Below are 15,258 nucleotides of genomic sequence, written 5' to 3'. Positions count from 1 at the left end.
CCCCAAGCTGTTGCCAGAGTACGCGCGTCTGCAGAACCGCCAGCTCGAAGTGGCCAGCGCGCTGGCCATGGCACGTCATCACAGCGTTGACGACAGTCTGCCCGGGCTGCACGACGACGCGGCCCTGGCATTGGAAGCGCTGCTGGACGCGCTCATTGAGTCGGCCGGCGTTGAATCATCGAAACTCAATCATTGGCGGTTGCCCGAGCCCAACCCGTTTCTGCAAGCCTCGTCAGCGCCTGTATCGAGGACGCCGATTCCGCCCGCACTGGTGTTCAGCGAACACCTGCCAGCAACCGGTGAAGCGAGTGTTTACCTGCGCTGGACGCTTGAAACGGCGCAACCTACGTTGTTCAAGGCCCTCAACGCCCGGCTGGAAGTGCTGGTCGCCGACGCTCATCAGGCGGGCGTGACGTTGGTCTTTTCGGCCTATGGCCCTCACTGGGAGCTGAAGCTCAGTGGTTGCGCCGAACCCTTTCCCGCCATCCTCGAACACGCGTTACAGCTACTGGCGCAGCCTATCGCTCGGCTCCAAGTCCCCCATGGTCAGGCAGCACCTTCTCCGAAGCTGATGCCCATTCGTCAGTTGCTCAAGACGCTACCTGATCATTATTTGAACAGCGCAGGCAGTGAGCAGGGCCACGATGTGCAAGCCGTGTGGGACCGGGCGCACTGGATCGGTTTCGCTGTCGGGCTCCATGGTGACGCTCGCAACGCGCTCGCTTGCGCACTAACGCGCACGCCGGGCACTCCAGTCACCGGCGCGCTGCATCTCGGTAAAAGCGCGACCTTGCCGCGATGGGCGGTGGAGCCCTCAGACTCGTCTGAAGATGCCGTGCTCCTGTTCTTGCCCACACCGTCGGGAAGCATCGAGGAGGAAGCGGTGTGGCGGGTGTTCGCCCAGTTGATCCAAGGCCCGTTCTATCAACGCCTGCGTGTGGAACTGCAACTGGGGTACGCCGTTTTCAGCGGTTTCCGACAGATCGCGGGGCAATCCGGGCTGCTGTGGGGCGTGCAATCGCCCACTGTGCATGTCGCGCAGTTGGTCGAACACGTCCGCGAGGTGCTGAATGGGTTACCCGCACTGGTAGAGCGAGCAGATCTGAATGCAGTAGCCGAAACGCTCAAAACTCAGCTCACACTCACCGCCCAAGACGGCCAAGCCGCCGCCGAGACGCTCTGGCAAGCTCATCTGGCTGGCCACGGTGCCGATTACCCCGAACGACTGCAACATTCGCTTTCACATTTACACCGCCAATCGTTGGGCGAGATCGCCAGTGGGGTAGCGCTACCTCAAGCACCGGTGCTCTACTTGTCCAACCGCGCGCTGCCAGGCGGGCTGCGGCTTGTACAGGCGTGATCATTGCTCGGTGTGCAAAACGCTTTATCCGATATTTCACCGTTGGCAAGCCGAGATTTTTAGTAACATAGCCGCCTAAGCATTTGAACGTCTCCTCGTGCAGGCGTACTAACGCTGTACCTCTCACCGTTGCATTCAATTGGAAGGAGTCTCCCATGTCGTGGACTAAACCTGCTTACACCGACCTGCGCATCGGCTTTGAAGTCACCATGTACTTCGCAAGCCGTTGATCGACGCGCGATGAAAAGCCTCGGTTCGCCGGGGCTTTTTTATTACAGGATTCAAGATTTTCGGGCCGGACAGCGCCGTTCTCCGGCTCATGGGTTACGGAGCACACATGCACATCCAGATTCTCGGGTCCGCAGCGGGCGGCGGCTTTCCTCAGTGGAACTGCAACTGCGCCAACTGCGCCGGTTTTCGCGACGGCAGCCTGCGAGCACAGGCGCGCACTCAGTCATCCATCGCGTTGTCGGATGACGGCGTGAACTGGGTCTTGTGCAACGCATCTCCCGACATTCGCGCACAACTCCAGGGTTTCGCCCCCATGCAGCCCAATCGCGGCCTGCGCGACACTGGCATCAGCGCGATCATCTTGATGGACAGCCAGATTGACCACACCACCGGACTGCTGAGCCTTCGCGAAGGCTGCCCGCATCAGGTGTGGTGCACCGACATGGTCCACGAAGACCTGACGACCGGTTTTCCGCTGTTCAACATGCTCAAGCATTGGAATGGTGGCCTCGTCTGGAACCGAATCGAATTGCAAGGCAGCTTCGTGGTTCCAGCCTGCCCTAACCTGCGCTTTACGCCCTTTCCCTTGCGCAGTGCCGCACCGCCCTACTCGCCGCATCGATTCGACCCTCATCCAGGGGACAACATCGGGCTGGTCGTCGAGGATCTGCGCACAGGGGGCACCCTGTTCTACGCACCAGGGCTTGGCCAGGTCGATGAACAACTGATGGAGAAAATGGGCAGCGCCGATTGCTTGCTGGTGGACGGCACGCTGTGGGACGACGACGAAATGAAGCGCCGAGGCGTGGGTACCCGCACCGGCACAGAGATGGGCCACCTGGCACAGAGTGGCCCCGGCGGCATGCTCGCCGTGCTGGAAAAGCTGCCCAAGCCGCGCAAGGTGCTTATCCACATCAACAATACCAATCCGATTCTCGACGAGGACTCCCCCGAGCGCGCCGAGCTGGCGCGACGTGAGGTGGAAGTAGCGTTCGACGGGATGAGTATTGCGTTGTAACCACGGAACGGATCAACCGAAGGAAACTGCCGAGATGAGCGACCAAAAGCCACTGTCCCCCTCCGAATTCGAACAGGCGCTGCGCGCCAAGGGCGCGTATTACCACATCTATCACCCCTACCATGTGGCCATGTACGAAGGCCGCGCGACGCGGGAGCAGATTCAGGGCTGGGTCGCCAACCGCTTTTACTACCAAGTGAACATTCCGTTGAAGGACGCCGCTATTCTGGCCAACTGTCCGGACCGGGAAGTCCGTCGCGAATGGATTCAACGCCTGCTCGATCATGATGGCGCACCTGGGGAAGACGGCGGGATCGAAGCCTGGCTGCGCCTGGGTCAGGCCGTGGGGTTGGACCCCGATCAACTGCGCTCGCAGGAACTGGTCCTGCCTGGCGTCAGATTCGCCGTCGACGCTTACGTGAACTTCGCCCGCCGAGCCACTTGGCAAGAGGCGGCGAGCAGTTCGCTCACTGAGCTGTTCGCCCCGCAGATCCACCAGTCTCGCCTGGACAGTTGGCCCCAGCACTACCCTTGGATCGACCCAGCGGGCTACGAGTATTTCCGCACGCGTCTGGGTCAGGCCCGTCGCGATGTCGAGCACGGCCTGACCATAACCCTGCAGCACTACACTACTTGGGAGAGTCAGCAGCGCATGCTCGAAATCCTGCAGTTCAAACTCGACATTTTGTGGAGCATGCTGGATGCCATGACCATGGCCTACGAGCTGAACCGCGCGCCCTACCACAGCGTCACCGATCAACGGGTCTGGCATAAAGGAATCGCCCTATGAGCTTCAATCGTCAACAAGTGCCCAACTGGCGCCGGGGGTATCGTTTTCAGTTCGAACCGGCACAGAATGGCCACGTGCTGCTGTACCCCGAGGGCATGATCAAACTCAACGAAAGCGCTGCGGCGATAGGTGGCCTGATCGACGGTCAGCGTGACGTGGGCGCGATCATTGCGATTCTCGACGAGAAATTCCCCGGCGTTCCGCAGTTGGGCGAAGACGTCGAGCAATTCATGGAGGTCGCCCGTGCCGAACACTGGATCGAACTGGCCTGATGCAATGAGCGAGCAGTCGACCGTTGGCAGCTCCAATGTCCACATCCCGCCCACGCCCCCGGTCGGCCTGCCGCTGTGGCTGCTCGCCGAACTGACCTACCGTTGCCCGCTGCAATGCCCGTATTGTTCCAATCCTTTGGATTTCGCCCGGCAAGGGGCCGAACTGACGACCGAGCAATGGTTCAAGGTAATGGCCGAAGCCCGGCAGATGGGCGCGGCACAGATCGGCTTTTCCGGTGGTGAACCCTTGGTCCGCCAGGACTTGGCGGAGCTGATCCGCGAGGCTCGTAGGCTGGGCTTCTACACCAACCTGATCACCTCCGGCATCGGCCTGACCGAGCAGAAAATCATCGATTTCAAGGCCGCCGGCCTCGACCATATCCAGATCAGCTTCCAGGCCAGCGACGAGCAAGTGAACAACATGCTCGCAGGCTCGAAAAAGGCATTTGCCCAAAAGCTGGAAATGGCCCGGGCGGTGAAGAAACACGGCTACCCGATGGTGCTTAACTTCGTCACGCATCGTCACAACATCGACCGAATCGACAAGATCATCGAACTGTGTGTGGCCTTGGAAGCGGATTTCGTCGAATTGGCCACCTGCCAATTCTATGGGTGGGCACATTTGAACCGGGTTGGGCTGCTGCCCACTCGAGCGCAACTGGAGCGCGCCGAGCGGATCACCAACGATTACCGGGCACGCCTTGCGGCGCAAAACCATCCGGTCAAATTGATCTTCGTAACGCCTGATTACTATGAAGAACGGCCAAAGGCGTGCATGAATGGCTGGGGCAACCTGTTCCTGACCGTCACCCCCGATGGCACGGCCCTGCCTTGCCATGGCGCACGCCAGATGCCGATCCAGTTCCCCAACGTGCGCGACCACAGCCTGCAGCACATCTGGTATGACTCGTTTGGCTTCAATCGCTTTCGCGGCTACGAATGGATGCCTGAGCCGTGCAGGTCTTGCGACGAGAAGGAAAAAGACTTTGGCGGGTGCCGCTGCCAGGCATTCATGCTGACGGGAGATGCCAGCAACGCGGACCCGGTGTGCGCCAAGTCGCCACAGCACAGCTTGATCACCCAAGCGCGTGAAGAAGCCGAGTATGCTAACCAGACCATCGAGCAACTGGCCTTCCGCAATGAACGAAACTCACGCCTCATCGCCAAATCCTGACCTGTTCACTGCCGCCCAGGCCGTGGCGGCGGGCATCGATTTCGCCGAACTGAGCGCCAGCCCTGCGGGCCTTTTCTGGAGTGAATTTCGCCCGCAGGATGCCGCTTCGCGCATCTGGCGCTGGCGCAATGGCGACAAGATCTGTTTGACGCCAGAGGGTTTCAGCGTTCGTAGTCGGGTCTACGAATACGGCGGTGGCTCGTTCTGCGTGACAGACAACGCGGTGGCATTCGTCAATGAGGCGGATCAGCAGATCTACGTGCAGGCGTTCGAGGGCGGGCTCCCCGAAGCACTGACCACCGACGACAAACGCTACGGCGATGTCCGATTCGCTCACGGACAGATTCTGGCGGTCGAAGAAGACGGCGATGTCCATCGACTCGTCGCCATCGATTTAGCGGACGCCCAGCGCCATGTCCTGGCCGAAGGTGCCGACTTCTACGCGTCGCCGGTGATGAGCCCTGATGGCAATCGACTTGTCTGGATCGAATGGTGGCGGCCTCATCAGCCGTGGACATCGACCCGTCTGATGAGCGTCGAGCGCCACAACGGTGGAAACTGGGGCCGGCCGCATTGTCTGGCAGGTGGACTGGGGCTGGAATCACTCCAGCAGCCGCGCTTCGATGCTTGCGGCCGTCTGTACTGCCTGACCGACCGCGCCGGCTTCTGGCAGCCGTGGGTCGAGACCCTGGAAGGCCTCAAAGCCTTGCCCGCCGCCAGCGCCGATCACGCGCCCGCGCCCTGGCAACTGGGGGGTTCGACCTGGTTGCCCATTGACCACACTACGTACCTGGCGACGTGGTCGGAAGATGGCGTAGGAAAGCTGGGCATCCAGTCAGCCAGGGGTGATTTGGACGATTTCAGCAGCAGCTACAGCCGGTTTCGCAGCTTGGCCATGGACGATGACTACTTGTATTGCATTGCTGCGTCGGCAGTCAGCCCCTCGGCGGTCCTGGCGATCGGGCGCACGGACAAAAACATTCGTGTGTTGGCAGGCGGCGTCGCGCCGCTGCCCCCGACACGCATCAGCCAGCCACAAACCCTGCGCTATCCCAGTGGCGGCGAAGAAGCCCATGGCTACTTTTACCCGGCCATGAATGGCGAAGAGAAACCGCCGCTGGTGGTGTTCATCCACGGCGGCCCGACATCTGCCTGCTACCCAGTGCTCGACCCGCGCATTCAATACTGGACGCAACGAGGCTTCGCGGTGGCCGACCTCAATTACCGAGGCAGTACCGGTTACGGACGCGCCTATCGGCAGGCGCTGTTTCTGGAATGGGGTGTGGCGGATGTCGAAGACGCTTGCGCAGCCGTGGAGTATTTGGGCGACCAAGGGCTGATCGACCCTGACAAGGCGTTCATACGCGGGGGCAGTGCAGGCGGTTACACGGCGTTGTGTGCGCTGGCGTTCAAAGACGTGTTTCGGGCCGGCGCCAGTCTTTATGGGGTCAGCGACCCTTTGGCATTGGCCGAGGCAACACACAAGTTCGAGGCGGACTACCTGGATTGGCTGATTGGCGATCCCGACATCGACATGGCTCGTTACAAGGAACGCACGCCGCTGTTACATGCCGATCGCATCACGGCGCCCGTCATCTTCTTCCAGGGCGAACTCGATGCGGTGGTCGTCCCGGCGCAGACTCGCGATATGCTCAACGCACTGTTGGACAGAGGGATTCTTGCGGAGGGGCATTTCTACCCGGATGAGCGCCATGGCTTCCGCAAGGCCAGCAATCAGGCCCACGCACTGGAGACCGAGTGGGCGTTTTATCGCAAGGTGCTTGAGGGGTGAGGCAGAGAGTCCGTCGCCCGTAGCAGCACGGCTGCTACAGACGAAAGCATGAGCCGGCAGGCTTATTTGCGGCTGGCGATGATGTACACGGCATGAACGATGCCGGGAATATAGCCCAAGAGCGTCAGCAGGATGTTGAGCCAAAAGGCCCCGCCGAAACCAACTTGCAGGAACACGCCCAGGGGTGGCAGCAGGATGGCGAAGATGATGCGAATGATGTCCATGGGAAAGGCTCCTGAGTGAGTTCGCGGCCTGTGAGGCCGCACAGTCAATCGACCTTGTTGGCACACAGGGGTTCCGCCTGACATGTCAGCAAGCCATTACCTGATGGCAAAAAAACGCCCCGCACCTATTTTTCCGGTGCAGGACGAGGCGTACGCAACGCAAGACGGTATAGGGTCGCTTCAAGCCATCAAGCCACGGGGCAGAAGGGCGCGCTGCGGTCGAATTGGCGCGACCGAGTACGCCGCGCGCACATCGGAAGATGGCTGCTGAACGTAGCCAGGCAGCACATTCATGGGTGCCATGCACGCGTGATCTCTTGCAAGCAGCGCCGCGATGCGCGGGCTGCGATTGGAGTGATCGCCCACCACGACGATGTCCCCGCGAACGCCATAGGCCTCCTCGCACAACAGGCCGCCAAGCGGGCCAGGCGTGCCGCGTGCCACATTGAGGATCAGCAGGATGTTCAACGCCCGGCATAACCGTTCCATACCCCGCACATAGGTGTGAGTGGCTGGCGTCACCACGGTTTCGCCCTGTATGGGCTCCAGAACGATGGCCACCGTGCGGGAATCCACGGCTGCTTCGACGGCGGCCAGATCGTTGAACGGGACACGGCAGAAATCGGTCGCGAGGGATTCGAGCAGTCCATCGAAACGGCCGCCGCTGGCCGAAAGCACGCCACAATGCCCGCGCCGGTGACGTTCGCCCCATAAGCGGGCAAGCTTCATCGCACCCGTAAAAGCGTCGTACTCGGCAGCGAAGAACCCGGCCTCATCGCTGCCGGTGCGCTGGCGCAGACGTTCCAAGGGCGGCAACAGGCTGGAAGGTTCGGCGACAGAAGAGGGCGATTCGGCGACTGAGCGCAGTCGTTTGAACAGGTTCATGCGCGCAATCCCTCGAGTGGCAGGCCAAGCAAGCGATCGCTCCAGTCCTCGACGCGACCGGTGCGCAGGCGTTTCAGGGCAATGTCCCGCCAGCGGGTCGACAATACCGGGCAATCGACAAGTTTCTTGAGGCCCGCGTGTTCGAGCGGCTCCTGGAAAAAACTGCGCAACGCCCAGGCCACGGTGAGGCCGGGGTAGCTGCGCTGAATAAGCTGGAACTCGTCCTCGGGGCTGACAAAGCCGGGTTTCAACACGCGATAGAACCAGCCACAACGGCCCGTTTCCTGGGCATGCTGGGGCAACCCTTCGATCCCCCAGCGGTGGCTCAGCCGGTAGCAAGGGGAGCGTGGCTGGCTGATCTGCAGAAGTGCCTCGCCCCAGCGAAAGAGATCCCCGAGGCAGGCATGCTCTTCGGTCAGCCCGCTGGACGACAGGTTTTCCCCAAACGCGGGCGCGCACCAGTCAACGTTCGGGTAATGCTTGCGCCAGTAGGCGTAATGCTCGGAAGGGTAATGGTGCAGGGCGCGTTCAGGCCCAGTGTGGAAGCGCGGATCGCCGTGCTCATCGGTGCCCAGCCCTTGCGGCCATAGCCATAAGCGTCGGTCCAACCGGTGCTTGTCGATATCGCTGATCAATCCATGACCCAGATTTTTCGCTTTACCTATGTAAACACCGTCAACACGAACACTGTTCATTCTGCCGCGAGGTCCTGTAACCCTGGAGAGTTGCGGGTAGACTATGCGTCAGCCAGGCAAACGACCATTTCGATTTTCCAGCCATTTCGATAAGCAGGGCTTATGGATTTCCGCCAACTGCGTTATTTCGTCGCGGTCTACGAAGAAGGCCATGTGGGGCGTGCGGCCGAACGGTTGTCCTTATCCCAACCGGCACTGTCGCAACAGATCCGCCTGCTCGAACACAGCCTCGATGTGAGCCTGTTCGAGCGCATTAGCAAGCGTTTGCTGCCGACCCTGGCCGCCCACACGCTGTACAACCACGCCGTTCCGTTGCTGGAGGGTATGCAGCGGGCACGCGATGCGCTGCGCAACTTCAAAGGTCAATCGCAAAGGACGCTGGCCATTGGCGTGATGCAGACCGTGCATTCGAGCCTGGTTCCGCAAATGCTGGAGCATGTGCGCAAGGAGCAGCCACATCTGGTGGTCCAGATTTACGAGTTGAGCGCGATGGAAATTGAACGACGTCTGCTCAACGGCTCGCTGGACATCGGCATCAGCTATTTGCCACCACGTCAGCCGGGGCTGCACGGACTGATGCTCTACGAAGACGAACTCAAGCTCGTCATCCCGGCCAATCATCCGTTGCGGGATTTCAAAAAAGTCTCGATGAGCCAGGCAGCCGAGCTGCCGATGTTGTTACTGGGTGAAGAATTCCAAGTGAGGCAGATCTGGCAGACGCAACTGAGCAATCTGGGGCGCCGCGCCCACGTCCAGGCCGAACTGAACAACATGGCGGGCATTCTCGACAGCCTCGCCCACATGAAACTGGCCACGGTGCTGCCGGGGCGGGCCGAGGGCATCCAAGATAATGAGGAGCTGTTGTGGAAGCCCCTGAGCGAGCCGCGAGTTCCACTGCAGATCGGGCTGGTCTACCGAGACGCACAACGGCAGCAAGCCACGTTGGCATTGTTGAAAACGGTGTTGGATGAGGTAGAGCAACCGGTGATCGTGCCCTGATCGACCGATACGGCAGCCATATACTCGCGTGAGGCTCAACGTGACACCCCAAAACCGATTTCCGGCATGCAGATAAAAGAAAACCCCGCCGAAGCGAGGTTTTCCAGACTGTTTCCCTTTTTGACTTCCCTTTCGCCCCACCGTCCTGGTAGGCAATCCTTACGTGTCCGTGTTATCTGTTTGCGCATCCTGCGCGACGTCCATGTGTGTAGATTAATGTTGGATCCATTAAAACGGTAGAGCTATTTTTCCAACACGTCGTGTAAGCAAAAGCTTACACGATGAGGACATTCAGAACTCAGAAGCGTCCAGCAGGTAGAGCGGTTCGCTCCCCGCCTGTACGGAGGCGGCGAGCGAGTGAATTCTCGGCAACAGCCGCGCGAAGAAGAACCGTGCAGTGCCTAGCTTGCTGGCGTAAAAGCTTTCCTCCGATGCCTTGTCGAGAGCGGCCTTGGCCGACATCGCCCACATATAGCCATAAGCGGTGTAGCCAAAGGCATGCAGATACTCGACGGACGCCGCGCCAATTTCATTCGGGTTGGATTTCGCGCGATCCAAGACCCAGTCAGTCAGTTCGTCCAGCTTAGTCAGCGCCATGGCCAAAGGCTTGGTGAATTCACTCAGAGCGCTGTCAGACGCCGCAATGAACTGGCGAACTTCATCGGAGAACAACCGGTAGTACGCCCCGCCGCTGGCGACGACTTTGCGCCCCATCAAATCCAGCGCCTGAATGCCGTTGGTGCCTTCATAGATCTGGGTAATGCGTACATCCCGCACCAACTGCTCCTGCCCCCATTCACGGATATAGCCGTGGCCGCCGAACACCTGTTGGCCATGGACCGTAGTTTCAAGACCCATGTCTGTCAGAAAAGCCTTGGCCACGGGAGTCAACAGTGCGACTAGGGCATCAGCGCGCTGGCGCGTCTCGGCGTCTTCGCTGTATTTGGCGATATCCAGCTGCAGCGCGACGTAGGTCGAAAACGCGCGGCCACCTTCGTTCAGCGCCTTCATGGTCAGCAGCATGCGACGTACATCGGGGTGCACGATAATCGGATCGGCGACCTTATCCTTCGCCTGAGCGCCGGTGGGTGCGCGGCTCTGCAGTCGATCACGGGCGTATTCGATTGCGTTCTGATAGGAGCGCTCACCCGAGGCCAGACCTTGAATACCCACGCCCAGGCGTTCGTAGTTCATCATGGTGAACATGGCGGCCAGCCCTTTGTTGGGCTCGCCGACCAGGTATCCCTCGGCCTGATCGAAATTCATTACGCAGGTGGCTGAGGCCTGAATCCCCATCTTGTGCTCGATGGAGCCGCAGGAAACGGCGTTGCGCGTTCCAAGGCTGCCGTCGTCATTGACCAGAAATTTCGGTACCAGGAAGAGCGAAATGCCTTTCGGCCCGGCTGGCGCATCCGGCAGTTTGGCCAGTACCAGGTGAATGATGTTTTCAGTGAGGTCATGCTCCCCACCCGTGATGAAGATCTTGGTGCCGCTGATCGTGTAGGAGCCGTCAGCCTGTGGCTCGGCCTTGGTGCGGATGATCCCAAGATCGGTGCCCGCATGAGCCTCGGTAAGGCACATGGAGCCTGCCCAGATTCCCGCGTACAGGTTAGGCAGGAATTTGGCTTTCAGGGTTTCGCTGGCGTGGGCATTGATGGAAACGCAAGCCCCCGACGTCAGCATCGGGTACAGCCCGAACGCCAGACTGGACGAGTTGACCATCTCCTCGACCTGCGCCGACACTGCCTTGGGCATGCCCATGCCACCAAACTCCGGGTTGCCCCCTACGCCCACCCAACCGCCTTCGGCGTAGGTCTTGTAGGCCTGCACGAAGCCTGCTGGAGTGGTCACGACGGTATCCTTCCAATGGCATCCTTCTTCATCGGCCGCTCGGCTGAGCGGCGCGACGGATTTGCCAGTGACCTTGCCTGCCTCTTCGAGGATCGCCTCGACGGTTTCCGCATCCACGGTTTCAGCCAATTCGGGCAGCGAGGCCCACAGGCTGGAGACGTCGAATACTTCATTGAGGACGAAGCGCATATCGCGCAACGGCGCTTTGTAGTCAGCCATGGCAAACCTCGCAAACAGCAACAGATACCCGGAAAGAGGAGCACCGCAGGTCATCGGCGGCGCCAAGTGTGTCAGCTGGCTCGAGTGTACAGGAACACCATTTGCGACACATAGGGTCAGGTAGTGACCATTTATCAATTAATGGTCACGAACAGATGAGCCCCGCCCTTTCGCCTCTACCAAAAAGGTCAAGGTGCTGCTTGATCACGTAGGAGAGAAAGGAGATCAGCCGACGGCAGCCATTCGGACAGCGCCGCGCTTGGTGGTCTGGCCGTATGCGATGACGCAATTCCGACCGGCGCCCTTGGCGGCGTACAGGGCCTGATCCGCAGCTTTGAGCACTTCTTCAGGATTGCGATGCTCTGGCTGACGTTCGGCAACGCCAATGCTGACGGTCACGGAAACGGTTGACGCTTGCGAACCGGCCCGGCGTTGACGCCCCTGCTGATCATCCTGGGGGCGGTTTTCCTGGTTGCGCAGGTGGATCGCGTAATTGGCGATGGTTTCGCGAATGACCTCAAGGTGAGGCATGCATTCGTCCAGCGTCTTGCCAGCAAATACAATGGCAAACTCTTCACCGCCGTAGCGGTAGGCGCGGCCGCCGCCATTCGTGATTTTGGACAGTTTGCTTGCCACCAGACGCAAGACTTGATCCCCCACGTCATGGCCGTGGGTGTCATTGAATTTTTTGAAATGATCGACATCACTCATGGCCAACACGTAATTGCGCCCCAGCCTCTGCATGCGTTCGTTGAGGGCCCGACGCCCGGGAAGGCCGGTCAACTCATCGCGAAACGCCATTTGATAGGCTTCATGAGCGACAGCCGCGGCAATCATCAGCATCACCTGACTGCACATGATGTTCAGCGTGAATGGCAGGATGAAGGTTTTCGGCAGCGCCCAGAACAACCCGAGCAGCCCCACGATCTGTGCGGCGTGCAAGGGGCGCGGCTTACGGACGTACTGCGTGATCAGGATCGCGAATGCGATGAGGAAGGTCGCGTAGGACAGCTGAATCAGACTCATCCATTCGCCATGCAGCGAGGGCCAGCGAATGTCGGCCAACCAGGCGAGCAGCGCCTCGGGAAAGCTCTGCTCAAGGCCCAACGCAACGCCCCCAACCGCCACCAACACCGCGAGCCGCGCAATCAGATCCTGGCCGAGGTGAGTGCGTTCTTCCCACGCGGCAAACAAGCCGTACATCACCGGCAACAGCAGACAGCAGAGGTGAAACACGACCGCTGCATCTTCCCGAACCTTGCCATGGTCGCGGTAGTAGTCCGTCTGCGTATCGAGCAGAAAATACGCGACGTAGACCGTCACCATCAAAAACAGCTCACGCTGACGCTTGTAGACACCGCAATACGCACCACCTAGCAACAGCACCAAGGTCGGCAGCACATTGAACAGTGACGTGAAGAACACATTGAGGTCCTTCACGTAGGCGGCAGCAAGCCCGGCGATAAATAACGCCAGCGACGGTAAAAAATGGCTGATCCGTGCAGTGGATGCGCCCAGCAAAAGGACTTTCTCCAACCCAAGTGAGGCGAGTGTAATTCAAAATGGCACAGTGCCTGTATCGGCGAGGTGCACAATATGATGAGAAAAAAGTGTGATTGGGTTGCACGAGAGCCGAAACGTGAAAACAAAAAAAGCCGCTGGGCCCGAAGGACCAGCGGCTTTGAACACAGACCGGACGTCGATCAGTACGCCAGACCGAAGTGCTCCTCGTTCATGTCCATCAGGTTACCGGCGCCCGACAGCATGGCCGCAACGTGAGTCCGGGTGCGTGGAAGGATGCGCTGGAAGTAGAACCGGGCGGTTTGCAACTTGGCGGTATAGAACGCTTCGTCTGTGGTGCCGGCAGCCAGCTTCTCGGCAGCGACCCGCGCCATGTCGGCCCAGAAATAGGCCAGACACGCATAACCTGAGAACATCAGGTAATCCACGGAAGCGGCGCCGACTTCTTCGCGGTCTTTCATGGCTGCCATCCCGACCTTCATGGTCAGCTCGCCCCACTCTTTGTTCAGCGCCGCCAATGGCGCGATGAACTCACTGACCGCTTCGTTGCCTTCCTGGGCCTGGCAGAACTTGTGGACAATCTTGGTGAAGCCTTTGAGCGCCTCGCCCTGCGTCATCAGCACTTTACGGCCCAGCAAGTCGAGGGCCTGCACGCCCGTGGTGCCTTCGTACAGCATCGAAATACGGCTGTCACGGACGTTCTGCTCCATGCCCCACTCGGCGATGAAGCCATGGCCACCGTAGATCTGGATGCCATGGTTGGCAGACTCGAAACCGACCTCGGTCATGAATGCCTTGGCGATCGGCGTCATGAACGCCAGCAGGCCATCGGCTTGCTTCTTGGCCTCGGCGTCTTCGCTGTACTTGACGATGTCCACCTGCTTGGCAGTGAAGTACACCATCGCCCGCGTGCCCTCGGCGAAGGCTTTCATGGTCAGCAGCATGCGACGCACATCAGGGTGCACGATGATGGGATCCGCCGCCTTGTCTGGCGCCTTCGGGCCGGTCAACGAACGCATCTGCAGGCGCTCACGGGCGTATTTCAAGCCACCCTGGAAGCCGATTTCGGCATGGGCCAGACCTTGAAGCGCCGTTCCCAGACGCGCGGTGTTCATGAAGGTGAACATGCAGTTCAGGCCTTTGTTCGGAGGCCCGATCAGAAAGCCTGTCGCGCCGTCGAAGTTCATCACGCAGGTGGCGTTGCCATGGATGCCCATCTTGTGCTCGATGGAACCGCAATTCACAGCGTTACGCTCACCGATGCCACCTTCGGCATTCGGCAGGAATTTAGGAACGATGAACAGCGAGATGCCCTTGGTGCCGGCCGGGGCATCTGGCAGGCGGGCCAGCACGATATGGACGATGTTGTCGGCCATGTCGTGTTCGCCAGCGGAAATGAAGATTTTGGTACCCGACACTTTATAGGAGCCATCGGCCTGAGGCTCGGCCTTGGTGCGCAGCATGCCAAGGTCAGTACCGCAGTGAGGCTCGGTCAGGCACATGGTGCCGGTCCACTCGCCGGACACCAGCTTGGTCAGGTAAGCCTCTTGCTGCTCGGGGGTGCCGTGCTCGGAGATCGTGTTCATCGCGCCATGGGACAGGCCGGGGTACATGCCCCACGACCAGTTCGCTTCGCCGACCATTTCGCTGACCGCCAGACCCAGCGACTCCGGCAGCCCCTGACCACCGTGGGCGACGTCGTGAGCCAGGCTTGGCCAGCCGCCTTCGACGAATTGCTTGTAGGCCTCTTTGAAGCCGGTCGGGGTTTTCACGCCCGACTCGCTCCAGGTGCAGCCTTCGGTGTCACCGACGCGGTTCAACGGGGCCAATACCTGCTCACAGAATTTGGCGCCTTCCTCGAGAATGGCGTCGACCATGTCAGGCGTGGCGTCCTGGCAGGCTGGCAGACTCTGATAGTGCGCTTCATAGCCAAGCAGTTCGTCACGAACGAAGCGAATATCACGCAAGGGAGCCTTGTAGTCAGGCATAGCGATAAACCTCTGCTGATGAATCCTGGAAATTGGCTGACCGTCGGGTCACGGTGGGGGCCTACCCCATTCCACATGGCCGGACATTGCCGAAGGTCAAACAGGTGTTTGAAACATACGTTTACGCCTGGCTCGTTGTCAAGGGCGGAACCAAAACCTTTCTTCTCCGATCAGAGGGACGCCCATGCACCGCGCGCACGCGACGACCACAATCGGCGGGGCATGAGGATCAGTTTAGT

General features: G+C 60.0%; 14 protein-coding genes. 8 read left to right on the top strand and 6 right to left on the bottom strand.

Features of this window, described 5'->3' with window-relative positions:
* The 7 genes from DBP26_RS11980 to DBP26_RS11950 form a co-directional block, all read left to right on the top strand.
* Nucleotides 1-1,360, top strand: a 1,360-nt coding sequence (locus DBP26_RS11980) for an insulinase family protein (protein ID WP_177411045.1), incomplete at its 5' end; no start/stop codon positions are given.
* 155 nt (nucleotides 1,361-1,515) lie between these two features.
* Nucleotides 1,516-1,590 (top strand): pyrroloquinoline quinone precursor peptide PqqA, encoded by a 75-nt coding sequence (pqqA, locus tag DBP26_RS11975; RefSeq protein ID WP_003422658.1) that lies wholly within the window; start codon nucleotides 1,516-1,518, stop codon nucleotides 1,588-1,590.
* 107 nt (nucleotides 1,591-1,697) lie between these two features.
* Complete coding sequence (gene pqqB, locus DBP26_RS11970) at nucleotides 1,698-2,609, top strand: pyrroloquinoline quinone biosynthesis protein PqqB (protein ID WP_108237791.1); 912 nt, start codon at nucleotides 1,698-1,700, stop codon at nucleotides 2,607-2,609.
* A gap of 34 nt (nucleotides 2,610-2,643) precedes the next feature.
* Entirely contained in the window at nucleotides 2,644-3,399 is a 756-nt protein-coding gene (gene pqqC / locus DBP26_RS11965; protein ID WP_108237790.1) for a pyrroloquinoline-quinone synthase PqqC, read from the top strand.
* On the top strand, nucleotides 3,396-3,671 hold the full coding sequence (pqqD, locus tag DBP26_RS11960) for a pyrroloquinoline quinone biosynthesis peptide chaperone PqqD (protein ID WP_108237789.1): 276 nt from the start codon (nucleotides 3,396-3,398) through the stop codon (nucleotides 3,669-3,671). Before pqqC ends, pqqD begins: the two co-directional genes overlap by 4 nt.
* A 4-nt stretch (nucleotides 3,672-3,675) precedes the next feature.
* Nucleotides 3,676-4,845 (top strand): pyrroloquinoline quinone biosynthesis protein PqqE, encoded by a 1,170-nt coding sequence (gene pqqE, locus DBP26_RS11955; RefSeq protein WP_108237788.1) that lies wholly within the window; start codon nucleotides 3,676-3,678, stop codon nucleotides 4,843-4,845.
* Nucleotides 4,811-6,637 carry a S9 family peptidase gene (locus DBP26_RS11950; protein ID WP_108237787.1) on the top strand — a complete coding sequence of 609 codons (1,827 nt, stop codon included), beginning with the start codon at nucleotides 4,811-4,813 and terminating at the stop codon, nucleotides 6,635-6,637. The genes pqqE and DBP26_RS11950 overlap by 35 nt, the downstream gene beginning before the upstream one ends.
* Nucleotides 6,638-6,699: 62 nt before the next feature.
* Here the strand turns inward: DBP26_RS11950 and DBP26_RS11945 are convergent, their stop codons facing one another.
* From DBP26_RS11945 to DBP26_RS11935, 3 genes are all read right to left on the bottom strand, one after another.
* Nucleotides 6,700-6,861, bottom strand: coding sequence for a YqaE/Pmp3 family membrane protein (locus DBP26_RS11945; RefSeq protein WP_108237786.1), 162 nt, complete (start codon nucleotides 6,859-6,861; stop codon nucleotides 6,700-6,702).
* A gap of 180 nt (nucleotides 6,862-7,041) precedes the next feature.
* Entirely contained in the window at nucleotides 7,042-7,746 is a 705-nt protein-coding gene (locus DBP26_RS11940; protein WP_108237785.1) for an aminotransferase class III-fold pyridoxal phosphate-dependent enzyme, read from the bottom strand.
* Nucleotides 7,743-8,441, bottom strand: coding sequence for an MOSC domain-containing protein (locus DBP26_RS11935; RefSeq protein ID WP_108237784.1), 699 nt, complete (start codon nucleotides 8,439-8,441; stop codon nucleotides 7,743-7,745). Before DBP26_RS11935 ends, DBP26_RS11940 begins: the two co-directional genes overlap by 4 nt.
* Before the next feature lie 102 nt (nucleotides 8,442-8,543).
* On the opposite strand from DBP26_RS11935, the gene DBP26_RS11930 reads away from it, so the two are divergent.
* Entirely contained in the window at nucleotides 8,544-9,440 is an 897-nt protein-coding gene (locus DBP26_RS11930; protein WP_108237783.1) for a LysR family transcriptional regulator, read from the top strand.
* 291 nt (nucleotides 9,441-9,731) lie between these two features.
* Here the strand turns inward: DBP26_RS11930 and DBP26_RS11925 are convergent, their stop codons facing one another.
* From DBP26_RS11925 to DBP26_RS11915, 3 genes are all read right to left on the bottom strand, one after another.
* Nucleotides 9,732-11,510, bottom strand: coding sequence for an acyl-CoA dehydrogenase C-terminal domain-containing protein (locus tag DBP26_RS11925; protein WP_108237782.1), 1,779 nt, complete (start codon nucleotides 11,508-11,510; stop codon nucleotides 9,732-9,734).
* A 225-nt stretch (nucleotides 11,511-11,735) separates the two neighbouring features.
* Entirely contained in the window at nucleotides 11,736-13,031 is a 1,296-nt protein-coding gene (locus tag DBP26_RS11920) for a GGDEF domain-containing protein (RefSeq protein ID WP_108237781.1), read from the bottom strand.
* A 182-nt stretch (nucleotides 13,032-13,213) separates the two neighbouring features.
* Entirely contained in the window at nucleotides 13,214-15,019 is a 1,806-nt protein-coding gene (locus DBP26_RS11915; protein ID WP_108237780.1) for a phenylacyl-CoA dehydrogenase, read from the bottom strand.
* Nucleotides 15,020-15,258 lie beyond the last annotated feature (239 nt).

Origin of the sequence: Pseudomonas sp. RIT409, from assembly GCF_003052515.2 — a bacterium.
GTDB lineage: Bacteria > Pseudomonadota > Gammaproteobacteria > Pseudomonadales > Pseudomonadaceae > Aquipseudomonas.
The sequence above is the reverse complement of the archived record's forward strand: the minus strand, read 5'-3'. Positions and strand labels throughout refer to the sequence as shown.

Excerpts from the sequence above, each read along its gene's own strand:
- pqqB (WP_108237791.1), top strand. The coding sequence starts at position 1,698 with ATGCACATCCAGATTCTCGGGTCCGCAGCGGGCGGCGGCTTTCCTCAG.
- pqqC (WP_108237790.1), top strand. The coding sequence starts at position 2,644 with ATGAGCGACCAAAAGCCACTGTCCCCCTCCGAATTCGAACAGGCGCTG.
- pqqD (WP_108237789.1), top strand. The coding sequence starts at position 3,396 with ATGAGCTTCAATCGTCAACAAGTGCCCAACTGGCGCCGGGGGTATCGT.
- pqqE (WP_108237788.1), top strand. The coding sequence starts at position 3,676 with ATGAGCGAGCAGTCGACCGTTGGCAGCTCCAATGTCCACATCCCGCCC.
- DBP26_RS11950 (WP_108237787.1), top strand. The coding sequence starts at position 4,811 with ATGAACGAAACTCACGCCTCATCGCCAAATCCTGACCTGTTCACTGCC.
- DBP26_RS11945 (WP_108237786.1), bottom strand. The coding sequence starts at position 6,861 with ATGGACATCATTCGCATCATCTTCGCCATCCTGCTGCCACCCCTGGGC.
- DBP26_RS11940 (WP_108237785.1), bottom strand. The coding sequence starts at position 7,746 with ATGAACCTGTTCAAACGACTGCGCTCAGTCGCCGAATCGCCCTCTTCT.
- DBP26_RS11935 (WP_108237784.1), bottom strand. The coding sequence starts at position 8,441 with ATGAACAGTGTTCGTGTTGACGGTGTTTACATAGGTAAAGCGAAAAAT.
- DBP26_RS11930 (WP_108237783.1), top strand. The coding sequence starts at position 8,544 with ATGGATTTCCGCCAACTGCGTTATTTCGTCGCGGTCTACGAAGAAGGC.
- DBP26_RS11925 (WP_108237782.1), bottom strand. The coding sequence starts at position 11,510 with ATGGCTGACTACAAAGCGCCGTTGCGCGATATGCGCTTCGTCCTCAAT.
- DBP26_RS11915 (WP_108237780.1), bottom strand. The coding sequence starts at position 15,019 with ATGCCTGACTACAAGGCTCCCTTGCGTGATATTCGCTTCGTTCGTGAC.